Origin of the sequence: Streptomyces sp. T028, assembly GCF_048159505.1 — a bacterium.
Taxonomy (GTDB): Bacteria; Actinomycetota; Actinomycetes; order Streptomycetales; family Streptomycetaceae; genus Streptomyces.
The window spans coordinates 1-18,841 of record NZ_JBLRVZ010000015.1 but is presented as its reverse complement, the minus strand read 5'-3'; the positions used below and the strand labels follow the sequence as shown (position 1 = coordinate 18,841).

Below are 18,841 nucleotides of genomic sequence, written 5' to 3'. Positions count from 1 at the left end.
GTGTCGTGGGCGCGGTTGCCCGGTGGGCCGGGGTGGGTGCCAGCCGGGGGTGGGTCTCGCTTGCCCGCGCTTGCGGGGTGCCGCTGCGCCCACCCGTGCCGCCTGGGGGTACCTCCCAGGCCCTTAAGGCACTGGGGGAGGCACGACTGCCCGCAGCTACGAGGGCACAGAACAGCAGCCGCAACCCCCCAGGGGCGCGGGGAACTGCGCGACCAGCCCCCACCGGGCCGCGGTCGCACGACAGCCCGCAATTACCTGCGGCGGCTCACGAGTGCAGCCTCGCGCCGCAGTGTGGCCAAGGGGTCGTTCCGCGTCGTACGTAGAGTTTCTTCGCTCGGTACGTCTGTTCTGACGCCGGGGCGTCCTGGGGCCGGCCCTTGCCGCCCAGGCTGTGCCAGGTGCGGTTGTCGAACTGGTACAGCCCCCCGTACGTCCCCGAAGGGTCGACCGCGTCGGGACGACCGCCGGACTCACACGCCGCGAGCCCCCGCCAGTTCAGCCCGTCGGCGGCCCCCATGGACGTCGGCAGCGGTTTCGTCCCGACCTTCACCACCTGCGTGCGCGCCTCCCGCACCAGCTCGGTGCTGAGCCGCCGCGGCTTCTGGCGCACGCCGTTGACGGTGCGCAGGGAGTACGTGATCCGCCGCAGCCCCGGTTGCCCGGCCCGCTCGACGAGCTCGGTGCCCCGGAAGAGGGTGGGGTCGTCGGTGCGCCGCACCTCGAACGGGATCGGCTCCTCGCTCACCTCCTTGCTGCCGGTGATCCGCAGCACGGTCACCGTCTGCCCGTCGCGCGGGAAGCTGCCGGGCGCGACGGACGTGGTGTCCTCGCCGCGCAGGGTGATCCCGGCCGCCTCGACCGCCTCGCGCACGGTCGCCACGTTGGTGCGGATGGTGCGGGCCCGGCCGTCCGCCAGGACCGTCACGGAGCGCTCGGTGCGCACGTCCAGCGCGAGCCCCTCCCGCCCGATGCGCCGGGTGCGCGCGAGGGAGAGGTACGCGCCGTCCGCGCGCACCCCGAACTGTTCGAGCGCCGCCTCGACCGTGCGCGCCGTCGTCCACAGCTGGTGCCGGCGGCCGTCCAGGGTGAGCCGTACGGGCCGCCCGTAGCGGACCTCGATCTCGTCGCCGCTGGCGAGGTCCGTGCCCGGGGCGGGCGCCACCACGTCGTGCGCGCCGACCGGCACGCCCTCGTCCGCGAGCAGCTCGGTCACGTCGTCGGCGAAGGTGTGCAGGGTGCGCGACCTGCCGTCGACGGTCAGCTCGACGGCCTTGTCCTCGGCGACGAAGGCGGTGGTGCCGCCGGCGAGGAAGGCGACGACGAGGGCCTGCGGGAGCAGTCGGCGCACGGGGGAGTCGGGGCGCTGGGTCACCCGCGCCCTGCGCCGGTGCGCGGCCCGCCGTCCCACGCCGGCCCCGGCCCCCGCGCCCGCGGGTACCGGTGCGCCCTGCTGCGGCAGGAACGGCTCCGTCGGCCGGGGCGCCTCGTAGGCGGGCCGGTAGGTGTCGTCGTACGGCGGCCCGTACGGGGCGCCCCCGGTCCCGGGCGGACCGTACACGCCGTGGGCGACGGTCTCCGCGTTGTGCAGGTCGACGTACGTGTCGCCGCCGCCGTACGGCTCGTAGTACTGCTGCGAGTTCCTCACGCCGACACGCTCCAGGGGTCCTGGGGGTCCAGATCGGGCCCCCAGAACCTAGCGGAGAGGCAGTCACTCTCCAAAGCGGCGCAGCTACTCAGAGTTGTGTTCGGGTGACACCGCGGGCGCCTCAGTAGCCGAACGCGCGTGCGGTGTTGGCCGCGAGCGCCGTCGCGAGGGTGTCCTCGTCGAGGTCCCGTACGGCGGCCATGGCGCGCACCGTGACGGGGATCAGGTAGGGCGCGTTGGGCCGGCCTCGGTAGGGGGCCGGGGTGAGGAAGGGGGCGTCGGTCTCGACCAGGACCAGCTCCAGGGGGGCGACGGCCAGGGCGTCGCGCAGGTGCTGGGCGTTCTTGAAGGTGACGTTACCGGCGAAGGACATGAAGTACCCGGCGCGGGCGCAGATCTCGGCCATCTCGGCGTCGCCGGAGTAGCAGTGGAAGACGGTCCGCTCGGGGGCGCCCTCCTCCTTCAGCACGCGCAGGACGTCGGCGTGGGCGTCGCGGTCGTGGATGACGAGGGCCTTGCCGTGCCGCTTGGCGATCTCGATGTGGGCGCGGAAGGAACGCTCCTGCGCGTCCTTGCCCTCGGGGCCGGTGCGGAAGTAGTCCAGTCCCGTCTCGCCGACGGCCCTGACGTGCGCGAGAGCGGCCAGGCGGTCGATCTCGGCGAGCGCCTCGTCGAGCGCCGGCGCGCCCCCCGGCTCACGCGCGCCCTGCCGGGACCAGCCGTCGGGGTCGCCGTGCACGATGCGGGGCGCCTCGTTCGGGTGCAGGGCGACGGCCGCGTGGACGTTGTCGTACGCCGCCGCCGTCTCGGCCGCCCAGCGGGAACCCTTGATGTCGCAGCCGACCTGGACGACCGTCGTGACACCGACCGACGCGGCCTTCGCGAGGCCCTCCGCCACCGTGCCGGACTGCATGTCGAGGTGGGTGTGGGAGTCGGCGACCGGCACCCGCAGGGGCTCCGGGAGCGGCGGCGCCGCGTTCTTGTCGCTGGAGGGAGGCATGCCCCGATCCTACGGAGCCCCGGTTCCCACGAAAGGGGCACGCCTCGCCCCGGCCCGCGCGGGGGCCGCTCCGCGCTCAGCTCGCCTTGCGGAAGGGGTGCAGGAGATCGGACAGCTGCCAGTGGTGCGGTTCCCCGGTCTGGGCCGGCACCTCGGGCACCTCCACCGGTCCCGCCTGCGGCACCGGGCGCCCCCGGCGGGCCGCGCCCTGCACCGACGACACCTGTCCGGCCCGCATGATGCGCACCACGTGCCCGTCGCAGTTCTGGCACGCGGGCCGGCTCAGCGGGGACGGCACGACCCGCCCCTCGGCGACGTACTGGACGAACTCGTGTCCGCCGGCGTCGATGTGGTGCTCTATCGCGTACGACTGCTCCCAGCCGTGCCCGCAGCGCATGCAGGCGAAGGAATACGACTCGTTGACCACGGCGGTCGCCCCGTTGCGAAGGCCGGTGTGCCCTGTGATCTCACTCATGGCCAGCTCCTGTTGTCCGCTGGAGGGACGGTTCGAGTCCCGTCACCCAGTGGACGCCTCGCACCGGCCGAACGGCACCCGACCTGTGCAGTGTTGAAGCCGATTTGGGCGTCCCTTGCCACAAGCCCCGGCGCCCTTTGCCCGCACATGGGGCGCACGCTCATCCGACATGCGCCCTGCTCAGAGGGGGTTTGCTCCCCTCGCCTCACAGCCCCCCGGCGTTCTTCGCCGCCACCACCGCGTCGAACACCTCGCGCTTGGGCAGTCCCACCTCCGCCGCGACCGCGGCGATGGCCTCCTTGCGGCGCTCGCCGGCCTCCTCGCGCACCCGCACCCGCCGCACCAGCTCCGCCGCGTCGAGCTCCTCGGGACCGCGCTCGGGCGCGCCGGAGACGACGACGGTGATCTCACCCCGCACCCCCTCGGCCGCCCACTGCGCCAGTTCGCCCAGCGGACCGCGTCTGACCTCCTCGTACGTCTTGGTCAGCTCCCGGCAGACGGCGGCCCGCCGGTCCGCGCCGAACACCTCGGCCATCGCGGCGAGGGTGTCGTCGAGGCGGTGCGGGGCCTCGAAGTAGACGAGGGTGCGCCGCTCCTCGGCGACCTCCCGCAGCCGCGACAGCCGCTCCCCCGCCTTCCTCGGCAGGAACCCCTCGAAGCAGAACCGGTCGACGGGCAGCCCGGACAGGGCGAGCGCGGTGAGCACGGCGGACGGGCCGGGTACGGCGGTGACCCGGATGTCGCGCTCGACGGCCGCGGCGACCAGCCGGTAGCCCGGGTCGGAGACCGACGGCATGCCGGCGTCCGTGACGAGCAGCACGCGCGCGCCGCCCAGCAGGTCCTCGACGAGCTCGGGCGTACGGGCCGACTCGTTGCCCTCGAAGTACGACACGATCCGTCCCTTGGGCGTGACCCCCAGGGCCTGGGTCAGCCGGCGCAGCCTGCGGGTGTCCTCGGCGGCGACGACATCGGCGCCGGCCAGCTCCTCGGCGAGCCGCGGCGGGGCGTCGGAGACGTCGCCGATGGGAGTGCCGGCGAGGACGAGGGTTCCGGGCGCGAGAGCGGGCGTGTCAGTCACGTTCCCCATCCTCGCAGGCGCGGTGTGCCCGGGAGGACGCCCGGCATGACCGGCCGACTGGGCCCATGCACGGGACTCACACAGACCTGTTCCCTACGATGGCGCGGTGACCAGTACCGCGTCCTCCATGGACTCCACGGACTCCACGGGCTCCACTGACCACCGGCCCGCACCGACCGCGCACGACGACCCGCACGACGGCGTGCACGATGACGTGCGCGATGCCGTGCGCGACGACCCGCACGACGGCGTGCACGACCGGCGGCCGTCGTCGTGGCGGCAGCGGCTGCGCGGTTTCGGGTACGCGGCCGAGCCCGCGCCCGATGTCCGGGACAGGCTGGTGCCGCCGTACACACGGCCCAGTCCCCGGCTGTGGCAGACGCTGGGGCTGCCGCCGGTGTGGGCGGACCGGATCGCGCGCTGGTCGGGCTGGGGCGGTCCGCTGCTGGTCACGCTGATGGCGGGCGTCATCCGGTTCTGGAACCTGGGCTCCCCGGAGAAGGTGATATTCGACGAGACGTACTACGCCAAGGACGCGTGGGCGCTCGTCCACCGCGGGTTCGAGGTCAACTGGGACAAGAACGCCAACGACGTCATCCAGTCCTCGGGCGGCCATGTCGCCGTCCCCACGGACGCGGCGTACGTCGTGCATCCGCCGATCGGGAAGTACGTCATCGGGCTCGGCGAACTGATCTTCGGGTTCGATCCGTTCGGCTGGCGCTTCATGACGGCCCTGCTGGGCACGCTGGCCGTGCTGCTGCTGTGCCGGATCGGCCGCCGTGTCTTCCGCTCCACCTTCCTCGGCTGCCTCGCGGGCGCGCTGATGGCGGTGGACGGGCTGTCCTTCGTGATGAGCCGCACCTCGCTGCTCGACGGGGTGCTGATGTTCTTCGTGCTGGCGGCGTTCGGCTGTCTGGTGATCGACCGCGACCGGACCCGTGAACGGCTCGCCGCGGCCCTGCCCACGGACCTGGACGGCCGTTGCCGCCCGGACGCGCACATCGCCGAGACCGCGCGCCTCGGTCTGCGCCCCTGGCGCTGGGCGGCGGGCCTGATGTTCGGCCTGGCACTCGGCACCAAGTGGAACACGCTGTACATCATGGCGGCGTTCATCCTGATGACCCTGCTCTGGGACGTGGGCTCCCGCCGGGTGGCCGGCGCCCAGCACCCCTACCGGGCCGTCCTCAGGCACGACACGGGCCTGGCCTTCCTCGCGACGATCCCCGTCGCCCTCGTCACCTACCTGGTGTCCTGGACGGGCTGGATCCTCTCGCCCAGCGACGGTTCGGGCGGCTACTACCGCAACTGGGCGGCCACCGACGGCAAGGGCGGCAGCTGGACCTGGCTGTTCCCGGACTGGTTGCGGAGCCTGTGGCACTACGAGCACGAGGTGTACGAGTTCCACACCCACCTCACCTCGCCGCACAACTACCAGTCGAACCCGTGGAGCTGGCCGGTCCTCGGCCGCCCGGTCTCGTTCTTCTACGAGTCCCCCTCCCCCGGCACGGACGGCTGCCCCGCCGACGCGGGCGAGAAGTGCGCCCGCGAGGTCCTCGCGATCGGCACCCCGCTGCTGTGGTGGGCGGCCTGCTTCGCGATCCTCTACGTCCTGTGGCGCTGGCTCTTCCGCCGCGACTGGCGCGCGGGCGCGATCGCCTGCGGCATCGCGGCCGGCTACCTCCCCTGGTTCATGTACCAGGAGCGCACGATCTTCCTCTTCTACGCCGTCGTCTTCCTCCCGTTCCTCTGCCTGGCGGTCGCCATGATGCTCGGCGCGATCATCGGTCCCCCGGGCTCCACGGACACCCGCCGCGTGGCGGGCGCGACGGGAGCGGGCGTCCTGGTCCTCCTGATCGCCTGGAACTTCATCTACTTCTGGCCCCTGTTCACGGGCACCGCGATCCCGATCGACCAGTGGCGGTCGCGGATGTGGATCGACACATGGGTGTAGCCGACGTTCACGTACGCGATTGAGCACCCTCGGCTAACAATTCCGAAAACTGTCGCCCCTCGCGTCTCCCTTTCCGCTTACTGTGAGCCCGAGCAGAGCTTTCTGAACGTGTTCAGAAAACGCCCGCAAGGGTGTCGACGGGGAGGGTTCGCACATGCGCAAGGGGGCGAAGGCGGCCATAGTGGGCTCGGTGTTCGTCGTGATGGTGGGCGGCGCCGGGTACGGGGCCTTCAACATCGTGAACGCGCTGAACGGGGGCGGCGGTTCGGGTGGCGGCGGGCCCGCGGCCGTGAAGACCGGGCCGCCGAGCAGCGACGAGGTGAAGGACACCAGCACCAAGTTCTTCGCCGCCTGGGAGAAGGGCGAGGCGGCGGCCGCGGCCGCGCTGACCAACAACGCGGAGAAAGCCGAGCCGCTGCTGACCTCGTACAGCGGGGTCGCCCACATCGGTGATGTGACGATCACACCCGGTGCGGCGGTCGGGGACACCGTCCCGTTCAGCGTGAAGGCCACCGTGTCGTACGAGGGGAAGTCCAAGCCGCTCGCCTACAAGAGCGAGCTGACCGTGGTGCGCGGCGTCACCACCGGGAAGGCGCTGGTGGACTGGCAGCCGGCGGTCGTCCACCCGGAGCTGACGGACATGGACGACACACTGTTCACCGGGGACGCGTCCGCCCCGCCGATCGAGGCCGTCGACCGCGGTGGCAAGGTGCTGACCAAGGAGAAGTACCCCTCGCTCGGGCCGATCCTGGACGAGCTGCGCTCCAAGTACGGCGACAAGGCGGGCGGCACGCCCGGCGTCGAGCTGGCGATCCACCACGCCGCCCCGGGCACCGCCGACACCTCGCTGCTGACCCTGTCGCAGGGCAAGGCGGGCCGACTGCCCACCACGCTCAACGCGCGCGTGCAGGCGGCGGCCGAAAAGGCGGTCGCCAAGTACCCCCAGTCGTCGGTGGTGGCCGTCAAACCGAGCACCGGCGAAGTGCTGGCGGTCGCCAACAACCGCACCGACGGCTGGAACGCCGCGTTCCTCGGCGAGGTGGCCCCCGGCTCCACGTGGAAGATCGTCAGCGCCGCCACTTTCATCGACAACGGGATCACCACGGCGAACGGGCCCGCGCCCTGTCCCGCCGACGCCGTGTGGCAGAGCCAGACCTTCCACAACATCAAGAACATGACCCCGAACGAGAACGCGACCCTCTCCGAGAGCTTCGCCCGTTCCTGCAACACGGCGTTCGTGAAGTTCGCCGACGAGGTGCGGGTCGACTCCCTCACCAACGAGGCCACGGACCGCTTCGGGATCGGCCTCGACTGGAAGACCGGCATCCCGTCCTTCGACGGCTCCGTCCCCGCCTCCGGCGGCCCGGACACCGCGGCCAACCTGATCGGGCAGGGCCAGGTCCAGATGAACCCGCTGAACATGGCCTCGGTGACGGCGACCGCGATGACGGGCACCTTCCGGCAGCCGGTGATCGTGCCGCAGAGCCTCGACGACCGTGAACTGGCACGCGCGCGTGGGCTGAAGGCGAGCACCGTCGAACAACTGCGCGCCATGATGAACCGCACCGCGACCAGCGGCACCGCCGCGGATGTGATGTCCGGCCTCGGCCCCGACTACGGCGCGAAGACCGGCTCCGCCGAGGTCGACGGACAGGCCAAGTCCAACAGCTGGTTCACCGGCTACCGGGGCGACGTGGCCGCCGCGGCCATGGTCCAGGACGGCGGCCACGGCGTGGACGCGTCCGGCCCGCTCGTCGCCGAGGTCCTGCGGGCCGGGTGACGTCACACCGAAGTCGCTGGTTCAACTCTGTAACAGGTGGGTGGTTGACGTCACACATGACGTCACCCCCACAGCACGGGACTCTAGGGTGGTTGCCGTCGTTGGGGTGAGTGAGGGCAACGAGGGCAATGGGGCAAGGGGAGCCCCCTGGGGATCCGGAGGATCACAGGAAGTGGGCAAGAGAAGGCGCGTCGACGAGCGGCGCAACAAGCGACGGCCCGCCGTCGTCGGCGGCATGATCGCCGTCGTCGTCGGCGGTGCCGGCATCGGCGTGTACGCGCTCTACGGCGGCGCGTCGGCCGAGGCCGGTACGGCGGCCAGGCTGAAGCCGGTCGTCAAGACCGGCCCCCTGTCGGCGACCGAGGTCACCACCGCGGCCCGCACGTTCCTCACGGCCTGGCAGCAGGGCTCCGTCGCGAAGGCGGCGGCCGCCACCGACGACTCCACGGCCGCCACCGCCCTGCTCACCGGCTACACCAAGGACGCCCACATCTCGGACGTCACCCTCACCGCGGGCAAGCGCACGGGCGACAAGGTCGCCTTCTCCGTGAAGGGCACGGTGACCTACAAGAAGGTCAGCAAGCCGCTCTCGTACGAGAGCGCGCTGACCGTCGTACGGCGGGCGAAGGACGGCTGGGCGACCGTCGACTGGCACGCCTCCGTCGTGCACCCCGACCTGTCCGACGGGGACACCCTGGTGACCGGCGAGGCCGGCAACCCGCCGGTCAAGGCGCTCGACCGGGACGGCGGCGAGCTCACCGCCGCCAAGTACCCCTCCCTCGGCACGGTCCTGGACGGGCTGCGCGAGAAGTACGGCAAGAAGGCGGGCGGTACGGCGGGCGTCGAGCTGCGCGTGGTGCGCGGCAAGGCGTCGAAGGCGAAGAAGGCCTCCGACAAGACCCTCCTGGAGCTGAGCGAGGGCACCCCGGGCACGGTGAAGACGACCCTGAGCCCGACGCTGCAGGCCGCCGCCGAGCAGCAGGTCGAGGAGACCGCGCGCGCGTCGGTCGTCGTGCTGCGCCCCTCCACCGGCGAGATCCTCGCGGTGGCGAACACCGGCCACGGCTTCAACACCGCGTTCAACGGTTCCCTCGCGCCCGGCTCCACCATGAAGGTCCTCACGTCGTCGCTGCTCATCGAGAAGGGGCTGGCGTCGGCGGACAAGGCGCACCCCTGCCCGAAGACGTTCACCTACGGCGGCTGGAAGTTCCACAACGACGACGACTTCCAGATCAAGGGCGGCACCTTCAAGGCGAGCTTCGCGCGCTCCTGCAACACGGCCTTCATCAGCCAGGCGGGTGAGCTCGACAACGACAGTCTGACCAAGCAGGCGCAGCAGGTGTTCGGTCTGTCGATGAACAACTGGGCCATCGGCGTCCCGTCGTTCGACGGCTCGGTGCCGGTGCAGTCGGCGGCCCAGATGGCGGCCTCCCTGATCGGTCAGGGCGGCGTCCGGATGAACCCGCTGAACATGGCGTCGGTCTCGGCGACGGTGAAGTCGGGCACCTTCCACCAGCCGTACCTGGTCTCCCCGTCGGTCGACCACCGCACCCTCGCCACGGCCTCCCGCACGATGTCCTCGTCCACGCTGTCCCAGCTGCGCGAGCTGATGAACTACACCGCGGCCTACGGCACGGCCGCCGAGGCGATGTCGGGCCTCGGCCCCGACTACGGCGCGAAGACGGGCTCGGCGGAGGTCGACGGCCAGTCCAAGCCGAACGGCTGGTTCACGGCGTACAAGGGCGACCTGGCGGCGGCGGGCGTGGTCCAGGCAGGCGGCCACGGAGGAGACACGGCAGGGCCGATCGTGGCGGCACTTCTGAAGCTGGGCGGCTGAACAGCGCTCCTCACCGCACCACCGGCTCCCCCGCCATATACGTCCGGCGAAGAAACCGCAGCAGCGCCTGCGAGTCGAACTGCACGACCGAAACACCCTGCGAGGAGTGGAACTCGACCACCGCCTGTACCCGCCCCAGCGGCCACACCCGCACCTCCTCGTTCCCGGCCGGCGCCCGCAACCCCTGTTCGAGCAGGGTTCGCGGGAACGTCCACTCGTGCCGGTCGGGCAGCCCCACCCGCACGGACCGGGGATCGTCCTCGGGGTCGTAGCGCAGGACGACGGGAACGGCCTCGCGCTCCTCCTCGACCAGGTCGGCGTCCGTGACGATGTGGGCTCGCGCGTACTGCTCGACTACGGACATCGGCCGGCCCTCTCACGCTGCGTGACCTGTGGGGAAGCTGTGCGTCAGCTCCCCCTCCAATGTCGCATATTCTCCGGAATGCGCTCCTCCGAGCAGAGGTATCTCACATGTGCGATACCTGTGCCACACACGGACCCACACACAGACCCACACACAGACCCGCGTACAGACCCGTGCGGCGCCCCAACTCACAACCCCCTCGCTCTTGCGAACGATTCGCATTAAGCCACTATCATCGACGGGTGCACGTACCCGACGGATTCATCAACGCCCCGACCTCCGCCGTGACCGGCGTCGTCGCCGCGGGCGCCATCGCCGTGAGCCTGCGCGGCGCGCGCCGTGAGCTCGACGAGAAGACGGCGCCGCTGGCCGGCCTCGTCGCCGCGTTCATCTTCGCCGTACAGATGCTGAACTTCCCCGTCGCGGCGGGCACCAGCGGCCATCTGCTGGGCGGCGCGCTGGCCGCGATACTCGTGGGCCCCTACACCGGGGTGCTGTGCGTGTCCGTGGTCCTGCTGATGCAGGGCATCCTCTTCGCCGACGGCGGGCTGACCGCGCTCGGCGTGAACATCACCGACATGGCGATCGTGACGACGGTCGTGGCGTACGCCGTCTTCCGCGGCCTGGTGAAGGTGCTGCCGCGCACCCGCCGCTCGGTCACCGTCGCCTCCTTCGTCGCCGCCCTGCTGTCCGTCCCCGCCGCCGCCGTGACCTTCACGTTCCTCTACCGGATCGGCGGCACCACCGACGTGGCGATCGGCAAGGTCGCCACCGCGATGGTCGGTGTGCATGTGCTGATCGGCATCGGCGAGGCCGCGATCACCTCGCTGACGGTCGGCGCCGTGATCGCCGTACGGCCGGACCTCGTGTACGGCGCGCGCGGCCTGCGGCAGATGCTCAAGCTGCGCGTGAACGGCGAACTGGTCGACGCCCCCGCCGCGCACACGGCGCCCGTCGCGGCGCGCGCCTCCCGCCGCACGCTGTGGGTGACCGGCCTGGTCACCTCCCTCGTCCTCGCCGGGTTCGCCAGCTTCTACGCCTCCGCGAGCCCCGACGGCCTGGAGAAGGTCGCCGCCGACCAGGGCATCGACAAGAAGACCGAGAACCACGCCTCCGCCGACTCCCCGCTCGCCGACTACGGCGTCAAGGACGTGGCGAACGCCCGGCTGTCCGGCGGTCTCGCGGGCGTGATCGGTGTGGGCGTGACCGTCGTCGCGGGCAGCGCGGTGTTCTGGGCGGTGCGCCGGCGCCGTACGGCCGACGCCTCCCCCACCGCCGTAGAGAACGTCTGACGGCATGGGAGCGGGACACGCGCACCGGCTCTACCGCCACGGGCACTCGCCCGTGCACACACTGCCGCCGCACACCAAGCTCGCCGCCACGTTCGCGTTCGTCGTCGTCGTGGTCTCGACGCCGCGGGAGGCGATGTGGGCGTTCGGCCTGTACGCCGTTCTGCTCGCGTTCGTCGCACGGCACGCGCGCGTGCCCGCTCGCTTCCTTCTCAAACGTCTGCTGATCGAGGTGCCGTTCGTCGCGTTCGCGGTACTGATGCCGTTCGTGGCGGAGGGCGAGCGGGTGGACGTCCTCGGGCTGTCCCTCAGCGTGAACGGCCTCTGGGGCGCCTGGAACGTCCTCGCGAAGGGCACCCTGGGCGTCGCCGCCTCCGTACTCCTCGCGGCCACCACGGAGCTGCGGGAGCTACTCCTCGGCCTCCAACGGCTGAAGCTGCCCCCGCTGCTGGTGCAGATCGCGTCCTTCATGATCCGTTACGGCGATGTCATCACCGACGAGATGCGGCGGATGCGGATCGCGCGCGAGTCACGCGGGTTCGAGGCGAGGGGCGTCCGCCACTGGGGCGTGCTCGCCAAGTCGGCGGGCGCGCTCTTCATCCGCTCCTACGAACGCGGCGAGCGGGTGCACCTGGCGATGGTCAGCCGGGGGTACTCCGGTTCGATGCCGGTGATCGACGAGGTGACCGCGTCCCGGGCGCAGTGGTCGTACGCCTTCACCCTGCCGTTCGCCGCCCTGGTCGTCTGCGTGTTGGGATGGGTGCTGTGACTGCTTCTCTCGAGGTCCGTGGCCTCGCCTTCGCCTACCCCGACGGCCATCAGGCGCTGTTCGGCGTGGACTTCGCCGTCGCGCGCGGGGAGCGGGTCGCGCTGCTCGGGCCGAACGGCGCCGGCAAGACGACCCTCGTGCTGCACCTCAACGGCATCCTGACCGGCGGGGCGGGCACGGTCACGGTCGCCGGACTGCCCGTCGGCAAGCGGCACATGGCCGAGATCCGCCGCAAGGTGGGGCTGGTGTTCCAGGACCCGGACGACCAGCTGTTCATGCCGACGGTCCGCGAGGACGTGGCGTTCGGTCCGGCCGCGGCCGGACTGAAGGGCGCGGAGCTGGAGGAACGCGTCGACCGCGCGCTCGCCCAGGTCGGCATGTCGGAGTTCAAGGACCGCCCGCCGCACCACCTGTCCTTCGGCCAGCGCCGCCGGGTCGCCGTCGCGACCGTCCTGGCGATGGAGCCGGAGATCCTCGTCCTGGACGAACCGTCCTCCAACCTCGACCCCGCCTCACGCCGTGAACTCGCCGACATCCTGCGCTCACTGGACGTGACCGTGCTGATGGTCACGCACGACCTGCCGTACGCCCTGGAGCTGTGCCCGCGCGCGCTGATCCTCAGCGAGGGCGTGATCGCCGCGGACGGTCCCACGGGCGAGCTGCTCGCCGACGAGGCCCTGATGAACGCGCATCGCCTGGAGCTGCCCTTCGGGTTCGACCCGCGCTCCGTCACAATGGGCGCGTGACACATGGGCACGTAACCGACGAGAACCGGACGGCCGAGCGTACGCCGCTCCTCGACGAGCAGTTGTGCTTCGCGCTGTACGCGGCCCAGCGCGCGGTGACCTCCGCCTACCGCCCGGTCCTGGACGAGCTGGGGCTCACCTATCCGCAGTACCTCGTGCTGCTGGCGCTCTGGGAGCGCGGCGAGACCACGGTCAAGGAACTCGCGGCGGCCCTGCGGCTCGACTACGGCACGATGTCACCGCTGCTGAAACGGCTGGAGGCGGCCGGGCTGGTCCGCCGGGAGCGCTCGGAGCGCGACGAGCGTACGGTGCTCGTCGCATGCACCGGGCGCGGCGAGGAACTGAAGGGGCGCGCGGCGCGCGTCCCCGGCGCCCTGATGACCGCGACCGGGCTGGAGGCGACGGAGGTCGCGCGGTTGCGTGAGGAGCTGTGGGGGCTCGCGGAGCGGGCGCACGGCGCGGCGGGCCGCGCGCGATAGCCCTGAGCCCGCGATGAGCCCTGAACTCGCGATGCCCCTGAGCTGAAGTTACCCGCGGTTACTACCCCCTGGTAGGCGCACACCTACCTACCGGCCGGTACCTTGTGCACGATGTAACTGGGGAAAGTCTCTGGGGGAGGTCCCGCTGTGACCGAAGGTGCCGCCGTCGACACCGCCAACACCGTCGACACCCGCCCGATGAAGATCATGTACGTCGCCGAGGCAACCGCACACGGAGGCCGCGACGGGTATGTGACCAGCCAGGACGGCAATATCGAGCTGAAGGTGGCGATGCCGCCGGAGCTGGGCGGCGACGGCAACGGCACCAACCCGGAGCAGCTCTTCGCGGCCGGCTACAGCTCCTGCTTCCACAACGCGCTGATCCTCGTCGGCAACCGCGCGGGCTACGACCTGACCGGGTCCACGGTCGCGGCGAAGGTCGGCATCGGGCCGAACAGGACCAAGGGCTACGGCCTCGCGGTCGCCCTCAGCGTCTCGCTCCCCGTCCTCGACCAGGGTCTCGCCGAGAAGCTGGTCGACGCGGCCCACCAGGTGTGCCCGTACTCGAACGCCACCCGCGGCAACATCGACGTCACGATCATTCTCGGCTAGCGAGACGCAGGAATCGCAGGCACGCCCATCATGTTGACTGCAAGGTCGAAGGCGAGTCGAGCGAGTCGAGAAGGACGTGCGGGCGTGGACGCGAACGGTGCGGTGGCCGAGGGATTCGAGCCGGTCCGGGAGGCGTTCCAACGGAACTTCGAGATGCTCGGGGACCGGGGCGCGGCGGTGGTCGTCTACCGGGACGGACGCAAGGTCGTCGACCTGTGGGCCGGCACCCGGGACGTGGACGGCACGGCTCCCTGGGAGCAGGGCACCGCGCAGATCGTGCGCTCCGCGACCAAGGGCGTCGCCGCCGCCGTACTCCTGCTGCTGCACCAGCGCGGACAGCTGGACCTGGACGCGCCCGTCGAGGCGTACTGGCCGGAGTACAAGGCGGCCGGCAAGGAGCGCACGCTGGTGCGGGACCTGCTCGCGCACCGCGCGGGCGTGCCCGTGCTCGACCGGCCGCTGACACCCGCCGAGGCCGCCGACCCCGATCTCGGCGCGGCGGCGGTCGCGGCACAGGCGCCCGTCTGGGAGCCGGGCACCGACCACGGCTACCACGCGCAGACGTACAGCTGGCTGACCGGGGAACTCGTGCGACGGGTCACCGGGCGCACCATCGGCGAGTGGATCGCCGACGAGATCGCCGTGCCGCTCGGCGCCGACCTGTGGCTCGGGCTGCCGCAGGCGCTGCACGCGCGCGTGGGACGCGTCGGACAGGTCGAAGCGCCCGTGCCCGCCGGGGGTCTGCGGACCCGGCCCAAGCAGTCCGTCGCCGACGCCTACGCCGACCCCGCCTCCCTCACCCGCCGCGCCTTCGCCGCGATCACCCCAACTCCCGACGAGAACGACCCCGCCTACCGCGCGGCCGCCCTGCCCGCCTCCAACGGCATCGCCACCGCCGACGGCCTGGCCCGCTTCTACGCCTCGCTCATCGGCGAAGTCGACGGCGGGACACGGCTGTTCACCCCGGAGACGGTCGAGCTGGCGCGCACAGAGCAGTCCGCGGGGCCGGACCGGGTGCTGGTGGTCAACACCCGGTTCGGCCTCGGCCACATGCTGCACGGCGGCGCGTCCCCGCTGCTCTCCCCCACCTCCTTCGGCCACCCGGGCCGCGGCGGCGCCCTCGGCCTCGCGGACCCCGAGGCCGGCATCGCCTTCGGCTATGTCACCAACGGCTTCCGCACGAGCGTGACGGCCGACCCGAGGGCCCAGGCCCTGCTGCGGGCGGTACGGACGGCGATCGGTGCGGCTTGACCCTGTTCACATGTTGATGGGGTGGGACGTCCGCCCCGACGCCTCGTCGATCTCCCCATGGGCCTTGGACAGCAACTGCTCGGCGAGGTCGTTGAGGGCGCGGGCACCCGCGATCTCCTCGCCGACTCTGGGCTGGTTGCTGTCGATCTGGTGGCGGCTCGCGTGCCCACGGGACCGTACCTCGGACCCGTCGGGCAAGCGGACCAGCGCGGCGGCCTTCGTGTGCTGGTCGTCCTCCTCGAACTCCAGCTCGACGTGCCATCCCACAGCGGTGTGCATCATGTCGGTCACCTCCGGAACTCCTGCTTCCAGAGTGCTCCTCCGGGCGTGCGCCCGCACCCACGCGGGCTCGGCCCGGATCGTCGCGGTCCAGGCCCTCCGAGATGCTCATGGCGGTCAACCGGCGTGCAGCATCAGGCCGATACCGAGGACCAGCAGGCCCGCGGCGGCGATGCGCGGGGCGCCGAACCTCTCCTTGAAGAAGAGGGCGCCGATGGCCGCGCCGACGAGAATGGACGACTCGCGCAGGGCCGCGACGGGGGCCAGTTCGGCGCGGGTCTGGGCCCACAGGACGAGGGCGTAGGCGGCGACGGACAGGGCCGAGCCGAGGAGGCCGAGGGCGGCGAAGGGGCGGAGGACGGCGACGGTCCGGGCGCGCAGGCGGGTGACGGCGTACGCCGGGATCACCACGCCCTGAACGGCCATCAGCCAGGCGATGTACCCGAGGGAGGAGCCGGAGGCACGCACGCCGAGACCGTCGACGACGGTGTACGCGGCGATGGTCAGCCCGATCGCGAGCGCGGCGCCGATCGCCGCCCAGTCCGGGCGCCGTCCGCGCAGCCCCCACAGGGCGACGCCGGTCAGCCCCGCGCAGGACAGCGCGATGCCTGCGGCCGCCCAGCCGCCGGGCACCTCGTGCGCGAAGACGGCCGCGAGCACGGTGACGACGAGCGGCGCGGAGCCGCGCGCGATGGGGTACGCCTGACCGAAGTCGCCCAGCCGGAAGGACCGCATCAGCAGCGCGTAGTAGGCGATATGGATGACGGCGGAACAGAGCAGGTACGGCCATGCCCCGGGCGCCGGGAAGGCCACGAACGGCGCCAGGGCGAGGCCGATGATCATGCCGCCGCCCGCGATCAGGGTGAAGCCGACCAGCTTGTCGGTGATGCGGTGGGCGATGGCGTTCCAGCCGGCGTGGGTGACCGCCGCCAGCAGCACGGCGGCGGTGACCAGCGGCGTCACGCGGTGCGCTCGCGGACGTCCACGACGGTGGCGGCGGCGTGTTCGACAAGGGCGTGCGGGGCCATGGGGAACACGGCGTGCGGATTGCCGGCGGCGGCCCACACGACGTCGTGCGCGAGGAGGCTGCGGTCGGCGAGGACACGGGTGCGGGTGCGGTGGCCGAAGGGGGGTACGCCGCCGATGGCGTACCCGGTCGTCTCGCGGACGACACCCGCGTCGGCCCTCGTCACCTTCTCGGCGCCGAGTGCCTCCCGCACCCGGTCCACATCCACTCGCGACGCCCCGTCCATCAGCACCAGCACCGGCTCCCCGTCCGCCGCGAAGATCAGCGACTTGCAGATCTGGCTCAGCTCGCACCCGATCGCGGCGGCCGCCTCGGCGGCGGTGCGCGTCGCCTCCGGGAAGCGGCGGACCCGGGCGTTCAGGTCGTCGAGCCCGAGCTCGCGCAGGGCCCCGGCGAAACGGGGATGGGCACCGGTGGTCGTCGTCATGCCCCGCACGCTAGCGGTCGGTGTACGGGGCACGCGACGGAGTTACCCGCGGCTGGGTGCTCAGCCGTCGAAGCGGCGGCGGGAATACTCGATATGGGCGAAGTACCGGTGCGTCCACTCGCACATCCCGTCGACCGTGGCCCGCAGTCCCAGCCCCGCCTCGGTCAGGGTGTACTCGACGCGCGGCGGCACAGTCGGGTGCACGGTCCGCTCCACCAGACCGTTGCGCTCCAGCATCCGCAGGTTCTGCGTGAGCATCTTGTGACTGACGCCCTCGACCTCGTTCCGCAACTCGCTGAATCGCAGGGTGCGTTCACCGAGCGCCTCGATGATCAGCAGCGCCCACTTGTTGGCCACGTCCGAGAAGATCTCCCGGCCCAGCGAATCGGCCCTCCTCAGGTCCGCCTGTTCGTCGGGCGTGCCCGTGTACTGCTTGGTCACCATCAGGTTCCCCAGTCACCGAAAAGTGCGTTCTTCCATGTCAGCGGCCACTCTCCTACGGTTCCCCAGTAACCACAAGAGAGCAAGACCGCCCCTACGGAAGGCAGGCGCCCCATGCCCGTCACGCTCGTGAATCCGCCCGGACTGCCGAAGACCGACGCCTACAGCCAGGTGTCCGTCGGGACCGGCTCCCGGCTCGTCTGCGTCGCCGGGCAGGTCGCCTGGGACGCCGAGGGCGTCACCGTCGACGAGGGCGATCTCGCCGCGCAGGTCGAGCAGTGCTACGTCAATGTCGGCACCGCCCTCGCCGGGGTGGGCGCCGGCTTCGACGACGTCACCAGGCTGACCGTGTACGTCGTCGACTGGACCCCGCAGAAGATGCCGGCGTTCGTGGCGGGCGTCACCCGCGCGGCCACCCGCCTGGGCGTCACCGCGACTCCGCCGGCCACGCTGCTGGGTGTCGCCGCCCTGCACGTCCCCGAACACCTGGTGGAGATCGAGGCGATGGCGATCCTCGACTAGCTACTAGGGTCTGCCGTCTGGCTCTTACCCCTCACAGCCTTGTCCGCGGGGACTTCCCCAGCAAGCCAGACGTTGTCATGATCTAGTCATGGCTCGCGATACCTCGCCCGTGTATCAGGCGCGCTACGGGTGGGACCTCAAGACCGCAGGAGTCGTGGCGCTCTCCGCCGTCTTCACCGCGGTCCTGTTGCTCCCGGACGTGCCACTGCTTGCGCGGGTACTGGGCCTGCCCCTCTTCGGCGTAGGTGGGCTGCTCATGGCGTACGTGGCGCTGAGCCGCAAGGTCGCGTTCCGAGTGGACGAGACAGGTGTGCTTCTCGGCGGGAGCCCAGCCCGATACCAGGCCACTACCGCCCACGTGCCCTGGGATGACATCACAGGCTTCGTGCTGTGGCGCCAGGTCTCAGGTGGTGCCTCACTGCCCTATGTCGGGGTCACCCGGCGAGAGGGTGCCCCACCCCTGCCTGGTGACGGCCCAAGGGCCCGCGCCGTCCTGGAGTACCTCGTTCCAGTGTCCGCCGATGCGGCAATGGCCTCCCGGGCCGTGACAGGGTGGCGCCTCGACAAAGAACGGCTGGTCACGGCCGTCGCCCACTTTGCGCCCAGGACCCCTGTGCAAGACGACCTCTAGACGAAGCAGTCATGGCAGCGGCTGGCTCCGTCGACCCGCGCGGCGATGACCATGTCCACTTCGTTCATGCCGATGCGAGTCGTGCGGCCGGACTGGACGGCATCGGCACGCCCGACCACATCAGGCCAGCCGGGAATGGTGACAGCCACGGAGAACAGGCCGGCACCCAGGACGCTGCGGCGGGACGGGTCCATATCCAGCCTCCCCAGGTCGATCACCCCTTCCACGGTATCCGCAG

At 71.5% G+C, this 18,841-nt stretch carries 19 protein-coding genes and 1 pseudogene; 10 read left to right on the top strand and 10 right to left on the bottom strand.

All coding sequences use genetic code 11. The features are described from left to right. Nucleotides 1-265 precede the first annotated feature (265 nt). From ACLZN2_RS15975 to rsmI, 4 genes are all read right to left on the bottom strand, one after another. Nucleotides 266-1,645, bottom strand: coding sequence for a ubiquitin-like domain-containing protein (locus tag ACLZN2_RS15975; RefSeq protein ID WP_416979120.1), 1,380 nt, complete (start codon nt 1,643-1,645; stop codon nt 266-268). Nucleotides 1,646-1,766: 121 nt separating this feature from the next. Further along, nucleotides 1,767-2,645: a TatD family hydrolase gene (locus ACLZN2_RS15970; protein ID WP_416979119.1), complete on the bottom strand. Its 879-nt coding sequence runs from the start codon at nt 2,643-2,645 to the stop codon at nt 1,767-1,769. A gap of 76 nt (nt 2,646-2,721) precedes the next feature. Further along, nucleotides 2,722-3,120, bottom strand: a complete 399-nt coding sequence (locus ACLZN2_RS15965) for a hypothetical protein (protein WP_416979118.1) — start codon at nt 3,118-3,120, stop codon at nt 2,722-2,724. A gap of 205 nt (nt 3,121-3,325) precedes the next feature. Continuing rightward, complete coding sequence (gene rsmI, locus ACLZN2_RS15960; RefSeq protein WP_416979117.1) at nt 3,326-4,198, bottom strand: 16S rRNA (cytidine(1402)-2'-O)-methyltransferase; 873 nt, start codon at nt 4,196-4,198, stop codon at nt 3,326-3,328. A gap of 127 nt (nt 4,199-4,325) precedes the next feature. On the opposite strand from rsmI, the gene ACLZN2_RS15955 reads away from it, so the two are divergent. The 3 genes from ACLZN2_RS15955 to ACLZN2_RS15945 all read left to right on the top strand — a co-directional run bounded on the left by ACLZN2_RS15955 (nt 4,326) and on the right by ACLZN2_RS15945 (nt 9,766). Continuing rightward, the gene (locus ACLZN2_RS15955) at nt 4,326-6,149 is read left to right on the top strand and encodes a dolichyl-phosphate-mannose--protein mannosyltransferase (protein WP_416979232.1); all 1,824 of its coding nucleotides are present in this window, start codon (nt 4,326-4,328) and stop codon (nt 6,147-6,149) included. 154 nt (nt 6,150-6,303) lie between these two features. Further along, a complete protein-coding gene (locus tag ACLZN2_RS15950) occupies nt 6,304-7,929 on the top strand; it encodes a penicillin-binding transpeptidase domain-containing protein (RefSeq protein ID WP_416979116.1) in 1,626 nt (541 codons plus the stop codon). Nucleotides 7,930-8,101: 172 nt separating this feature from the next. Then, a complete protein-coding gene (locus tag ACLZN2_RS15945) occupies nt 8,102-9,766 on the top strand; it encodes a penicillin-binding transpeptidase domain-containing protein (protein ID WP_416979115.1) in 1,665 nt (554 codons plus the stop codon). Nucleotides 9,767-9,776: 10 nt separating this feature from the next. Here ACLZN2_RS15945 and ACLZN2_RS15940 read toward each other — a convergent pair whose 3' ends face one another. Then, a complete protein-coding gene (locus tag ACLZN2_RS15940; RefSeq protein WP_416979114.1) occupies nt 9,777-10,130 on the bottom strand; it encodes an SsgA family sporulation/cell division regulator in 354 nt (117 codons plus the stop codon). 242 nt (nt 10,131-10,372) lie between these two features. Here ACLZN2_RS15940 and ACLZN2_RS15935 point away from each other — a divergent pair, with 242 nt between their 5' ends. The 6 genes from ACLZN2_RS15935 (at nt 10,373) to ACLZN2_RS15910 (ending at nt 15,276) form a co-directional block, all read left to right on the top strand. Further along, nucleotides 10,373-11,422 carry an energy-coupling factor ABC transporter permease gene (locus tag ACLZN2_RS15935; RefSeq protein WP_416979113.1) on the top strand — a complete coding sequence of 350 codons (1,050 nt, stop codon included), beginning with the start codon at nt 10,373-10,375 and terminating at the stop codon, nt 11,420-11,422. Between the two features lie 4 nt (nt 11,423-11,426). After that, the gene (gene cbiQ / locus ACLZN2_RS15930) at nt 11,427-12,188 is read left to right on the top strand and encodes a cobalt ECF transporter T component CbiQ (RefSeq protein WP_416979112.1); all 762 of its coding nucleotides are present in this window, start codon (nt 11,427-11,429) and stop codon (nt 12,186-12,188) included. Continuing rightward, entirely contained in the window at nt 12,176-12,934 is a 759-nt protein-coding gene (locus ACLZN2_RS15925) for an energy-coupling factor ABC transporter ATP-binding protein (protein ID WP_416979111.1), read from the top strand. The genes cbiQ and ACLZN2_RS15925 overlap by 13 nt, the downstream gene beginning before the upstream one ends. Then, entirely contained in the window at nt 12,931-13,413 is a 483-nt protein-coding gene (locus ACLZN2_RS15920; RefSeq protein ID WP_416979110.1) for a MarR family winged helix-turn-helix transcriptional regulator, read from the top strand. The genes ACLZN2_RS15925 and ACLZN2_RS15920 overlap by 4 nt, the downstream gene beginning before the upstream one ends. Before the next feature lie 198 nt (nt 13,414-13,611). Then, nucleotides 13,612-14,025 carry an organic hydroperoxide resistance protein gene (locus ACLZN2_RS15915; protein WP_416979231.1) on the top strand — a complete coding sequence of 138 codons (414 nt, stop codon included), beginning with the start codon at nt 13,612-13,614 and terminating at the stop codon, nt 14,023-14,025. 84 nt (nt 14,026-14,109) lie between these two features. Then, entirely contained in the window at nt 14,110-15,276 is a 1,167-nt protein-coding gene (locus ACLZN2_RS15910; protein WP_416979109.1) for a serine hydrolase domain-containing protein, read from the top strand. A 6-nt stretch (nt 15,277-15,282) separates the two neighbouring features. Here the strand turns inward: ACLZN2_RS15910 and ACLZN2_RS15905 are convergent, their stop codons facing one another. From ACLZN2_RS15905 to ACLZN2_RS15890, 4 genes are all read right to left on the bottom strand, one after another. Next, nucleotides 15,283-15,558, bottom strand: coding sequence for a DUF1876 domain-containing protein (locus tag ACLZN2_RS15905; RefSeq protein WP_416979108.1), 276 nt, complete (start codon nt 15,556-15,558; stop codon nt 15,283-15,285). 114 nt (nt 15,559-15,672) lie between these two features. After that, entirely contained in the window at nt 15,673-16,518 is an 846-nt protein-coding gene (locus ACLZN2_RS15900) for an EamA family transporter (RefSeq protein WP_416979107.1), read from the bottom strand. Continuing rightward, the gene (locus ACLZN2_RS15895) at nt 16,515-17,009 is read right to left on the bottom strand and encodes a YbaK/EbsC family protein (protein WP_416979106.1); all 495 of its coding nucleotides are present in this window, start codon (nt 17,007-17,009) and stop codon (nt 16,515-16,517) included. The genes ACLZN2_RS15900 and ACLZN2_RS15895 overlap by 4 nt, the downstream gene beginning before the upstream one ends. A 60-nt stretch (nt 17,010-17,069) precedes the next feature. Beyond that, nucleotides 17,070-17,453, bottom strand: coding sequence for a winged helix-turn-helix transcriptional regulator (locus ACLZN2_RS15890; RefSeq protein WP_416979105.1), 384 nt, complete (start codon nt 17,451-17,453; stop codon nt 17,070-17,072). Nucleotides 17,454-17,564: 111 nt separating this feature from the next. On the opposite strand from ACLZN2_RS15890, the gene ACLZN2_RS15885 reads away from it, so the two are divergent. Next, nucleotides 17,565-17,972 (top strand): RidA family protein, encoded by a 408-nt coding sequence (locus tag ACLZN2_RS15885; RefSeq protein ID WP_416979104.1) that lies wholly within the window; start codon nt 17,565-17,567, stop codon nt 17,970-17,972. Nucleotides 17,973-18,599: 627 nt separating this feature from the next. On the opposite strand, the pseudogene ACLZN2_RS15880 reads toward ACLZN2_RS15885, so the two are convergent. Then, a pseudogene (locus tag ACLZN2_RS15880) lies at nt 18,600-18,841 on the bottom strand (tetratricopeptide repeat protein); the annotation flags it as partial.

Coding starts and splice junctions, on each gene's coding strand:
- ACLZN2_RS15970 (WP_416979119.1), bottom strand. CDS start 2,645: ATGCCTCCCTCCAGCGACAAGAACGCGGCGCCGCCGCTCCCGGAGCCC.
- ACLZN2_RS15965 (WP_416979118.1), bottom strand. CDS start 3,120: ATGAGTGAGATCACAGGGCACACCGGCCTTCGCAACGGGGCGACCGCC.
- ACLZN2_RS15955 (WP_416979232.1), top strand. CDS start 4,326: ATGGACTCCACGGACTCCACGGGCTCCACTGACCACCGGCCCGCACCG.
- ACLZN2_RS15950 (WP_416979116.1), top strand. CDS start 6,304: ATGCGCAAGGGGGCGAAGGCGGCCATAGTGGGCTCGGTGTTCGTCGTG.
- ACLZN2_RS15940 (WP_416979114.1), bottom strand. CDS start 10,130: ATGTCCGTAGTCGAGCAGTACGCGCGAGCCCACATCGTCACGGACGCC.
- cbiQ (WP_416979112.1), top strand. CDS start 11,427: ATGGGAGCGGGACACGCGCACCGGCTCTACCGCCACGGGCACTCGCCC.
- ACLZN2_RS15925 (WP_416979111.1), top strand. CDS start 12,176: ATGGGTGCTGTGACTGCTTCTCTCGAGGTCCGTGGCCTCGCCTTCGCC.
- ACLZN2_RS15915 (WP_416979231.1), top strand. CDS start 13,612: ATGAAGATCATGTACGTCGCCGAGGCAACCGCACACGGAGGCCGCGAC.
- ACLZN2_RS15905 (WP_416979108.1), bottom strand. CDS start 15,558: ATGATGCACACCGCTGTGGGATGGCACGTCGAGCTGGAGTTCGAGGAG.
- ACLZN2_RS15895 (WP_416979106.1), bottom strand. CDS start 17,009: ATGACGACGACCACCGGTGCCCATCCCCGTTTCGCCGGGGCCCTGCGC.
- ACLZN2_RS15890 (WP_416979105.1), bottom strand. CDS start 17,453: ATGGTGACCAAGCAGTACACGGGCACGCCCGACGAACAGGCGGACCTG.
- ACLZN2_RS15885 (WP_416979104.1), top strand. CDS start 17,565: ATGCCCGTCACGCTCGTGAATCCGCCCGGACTGCCGAAGACCGACGCC.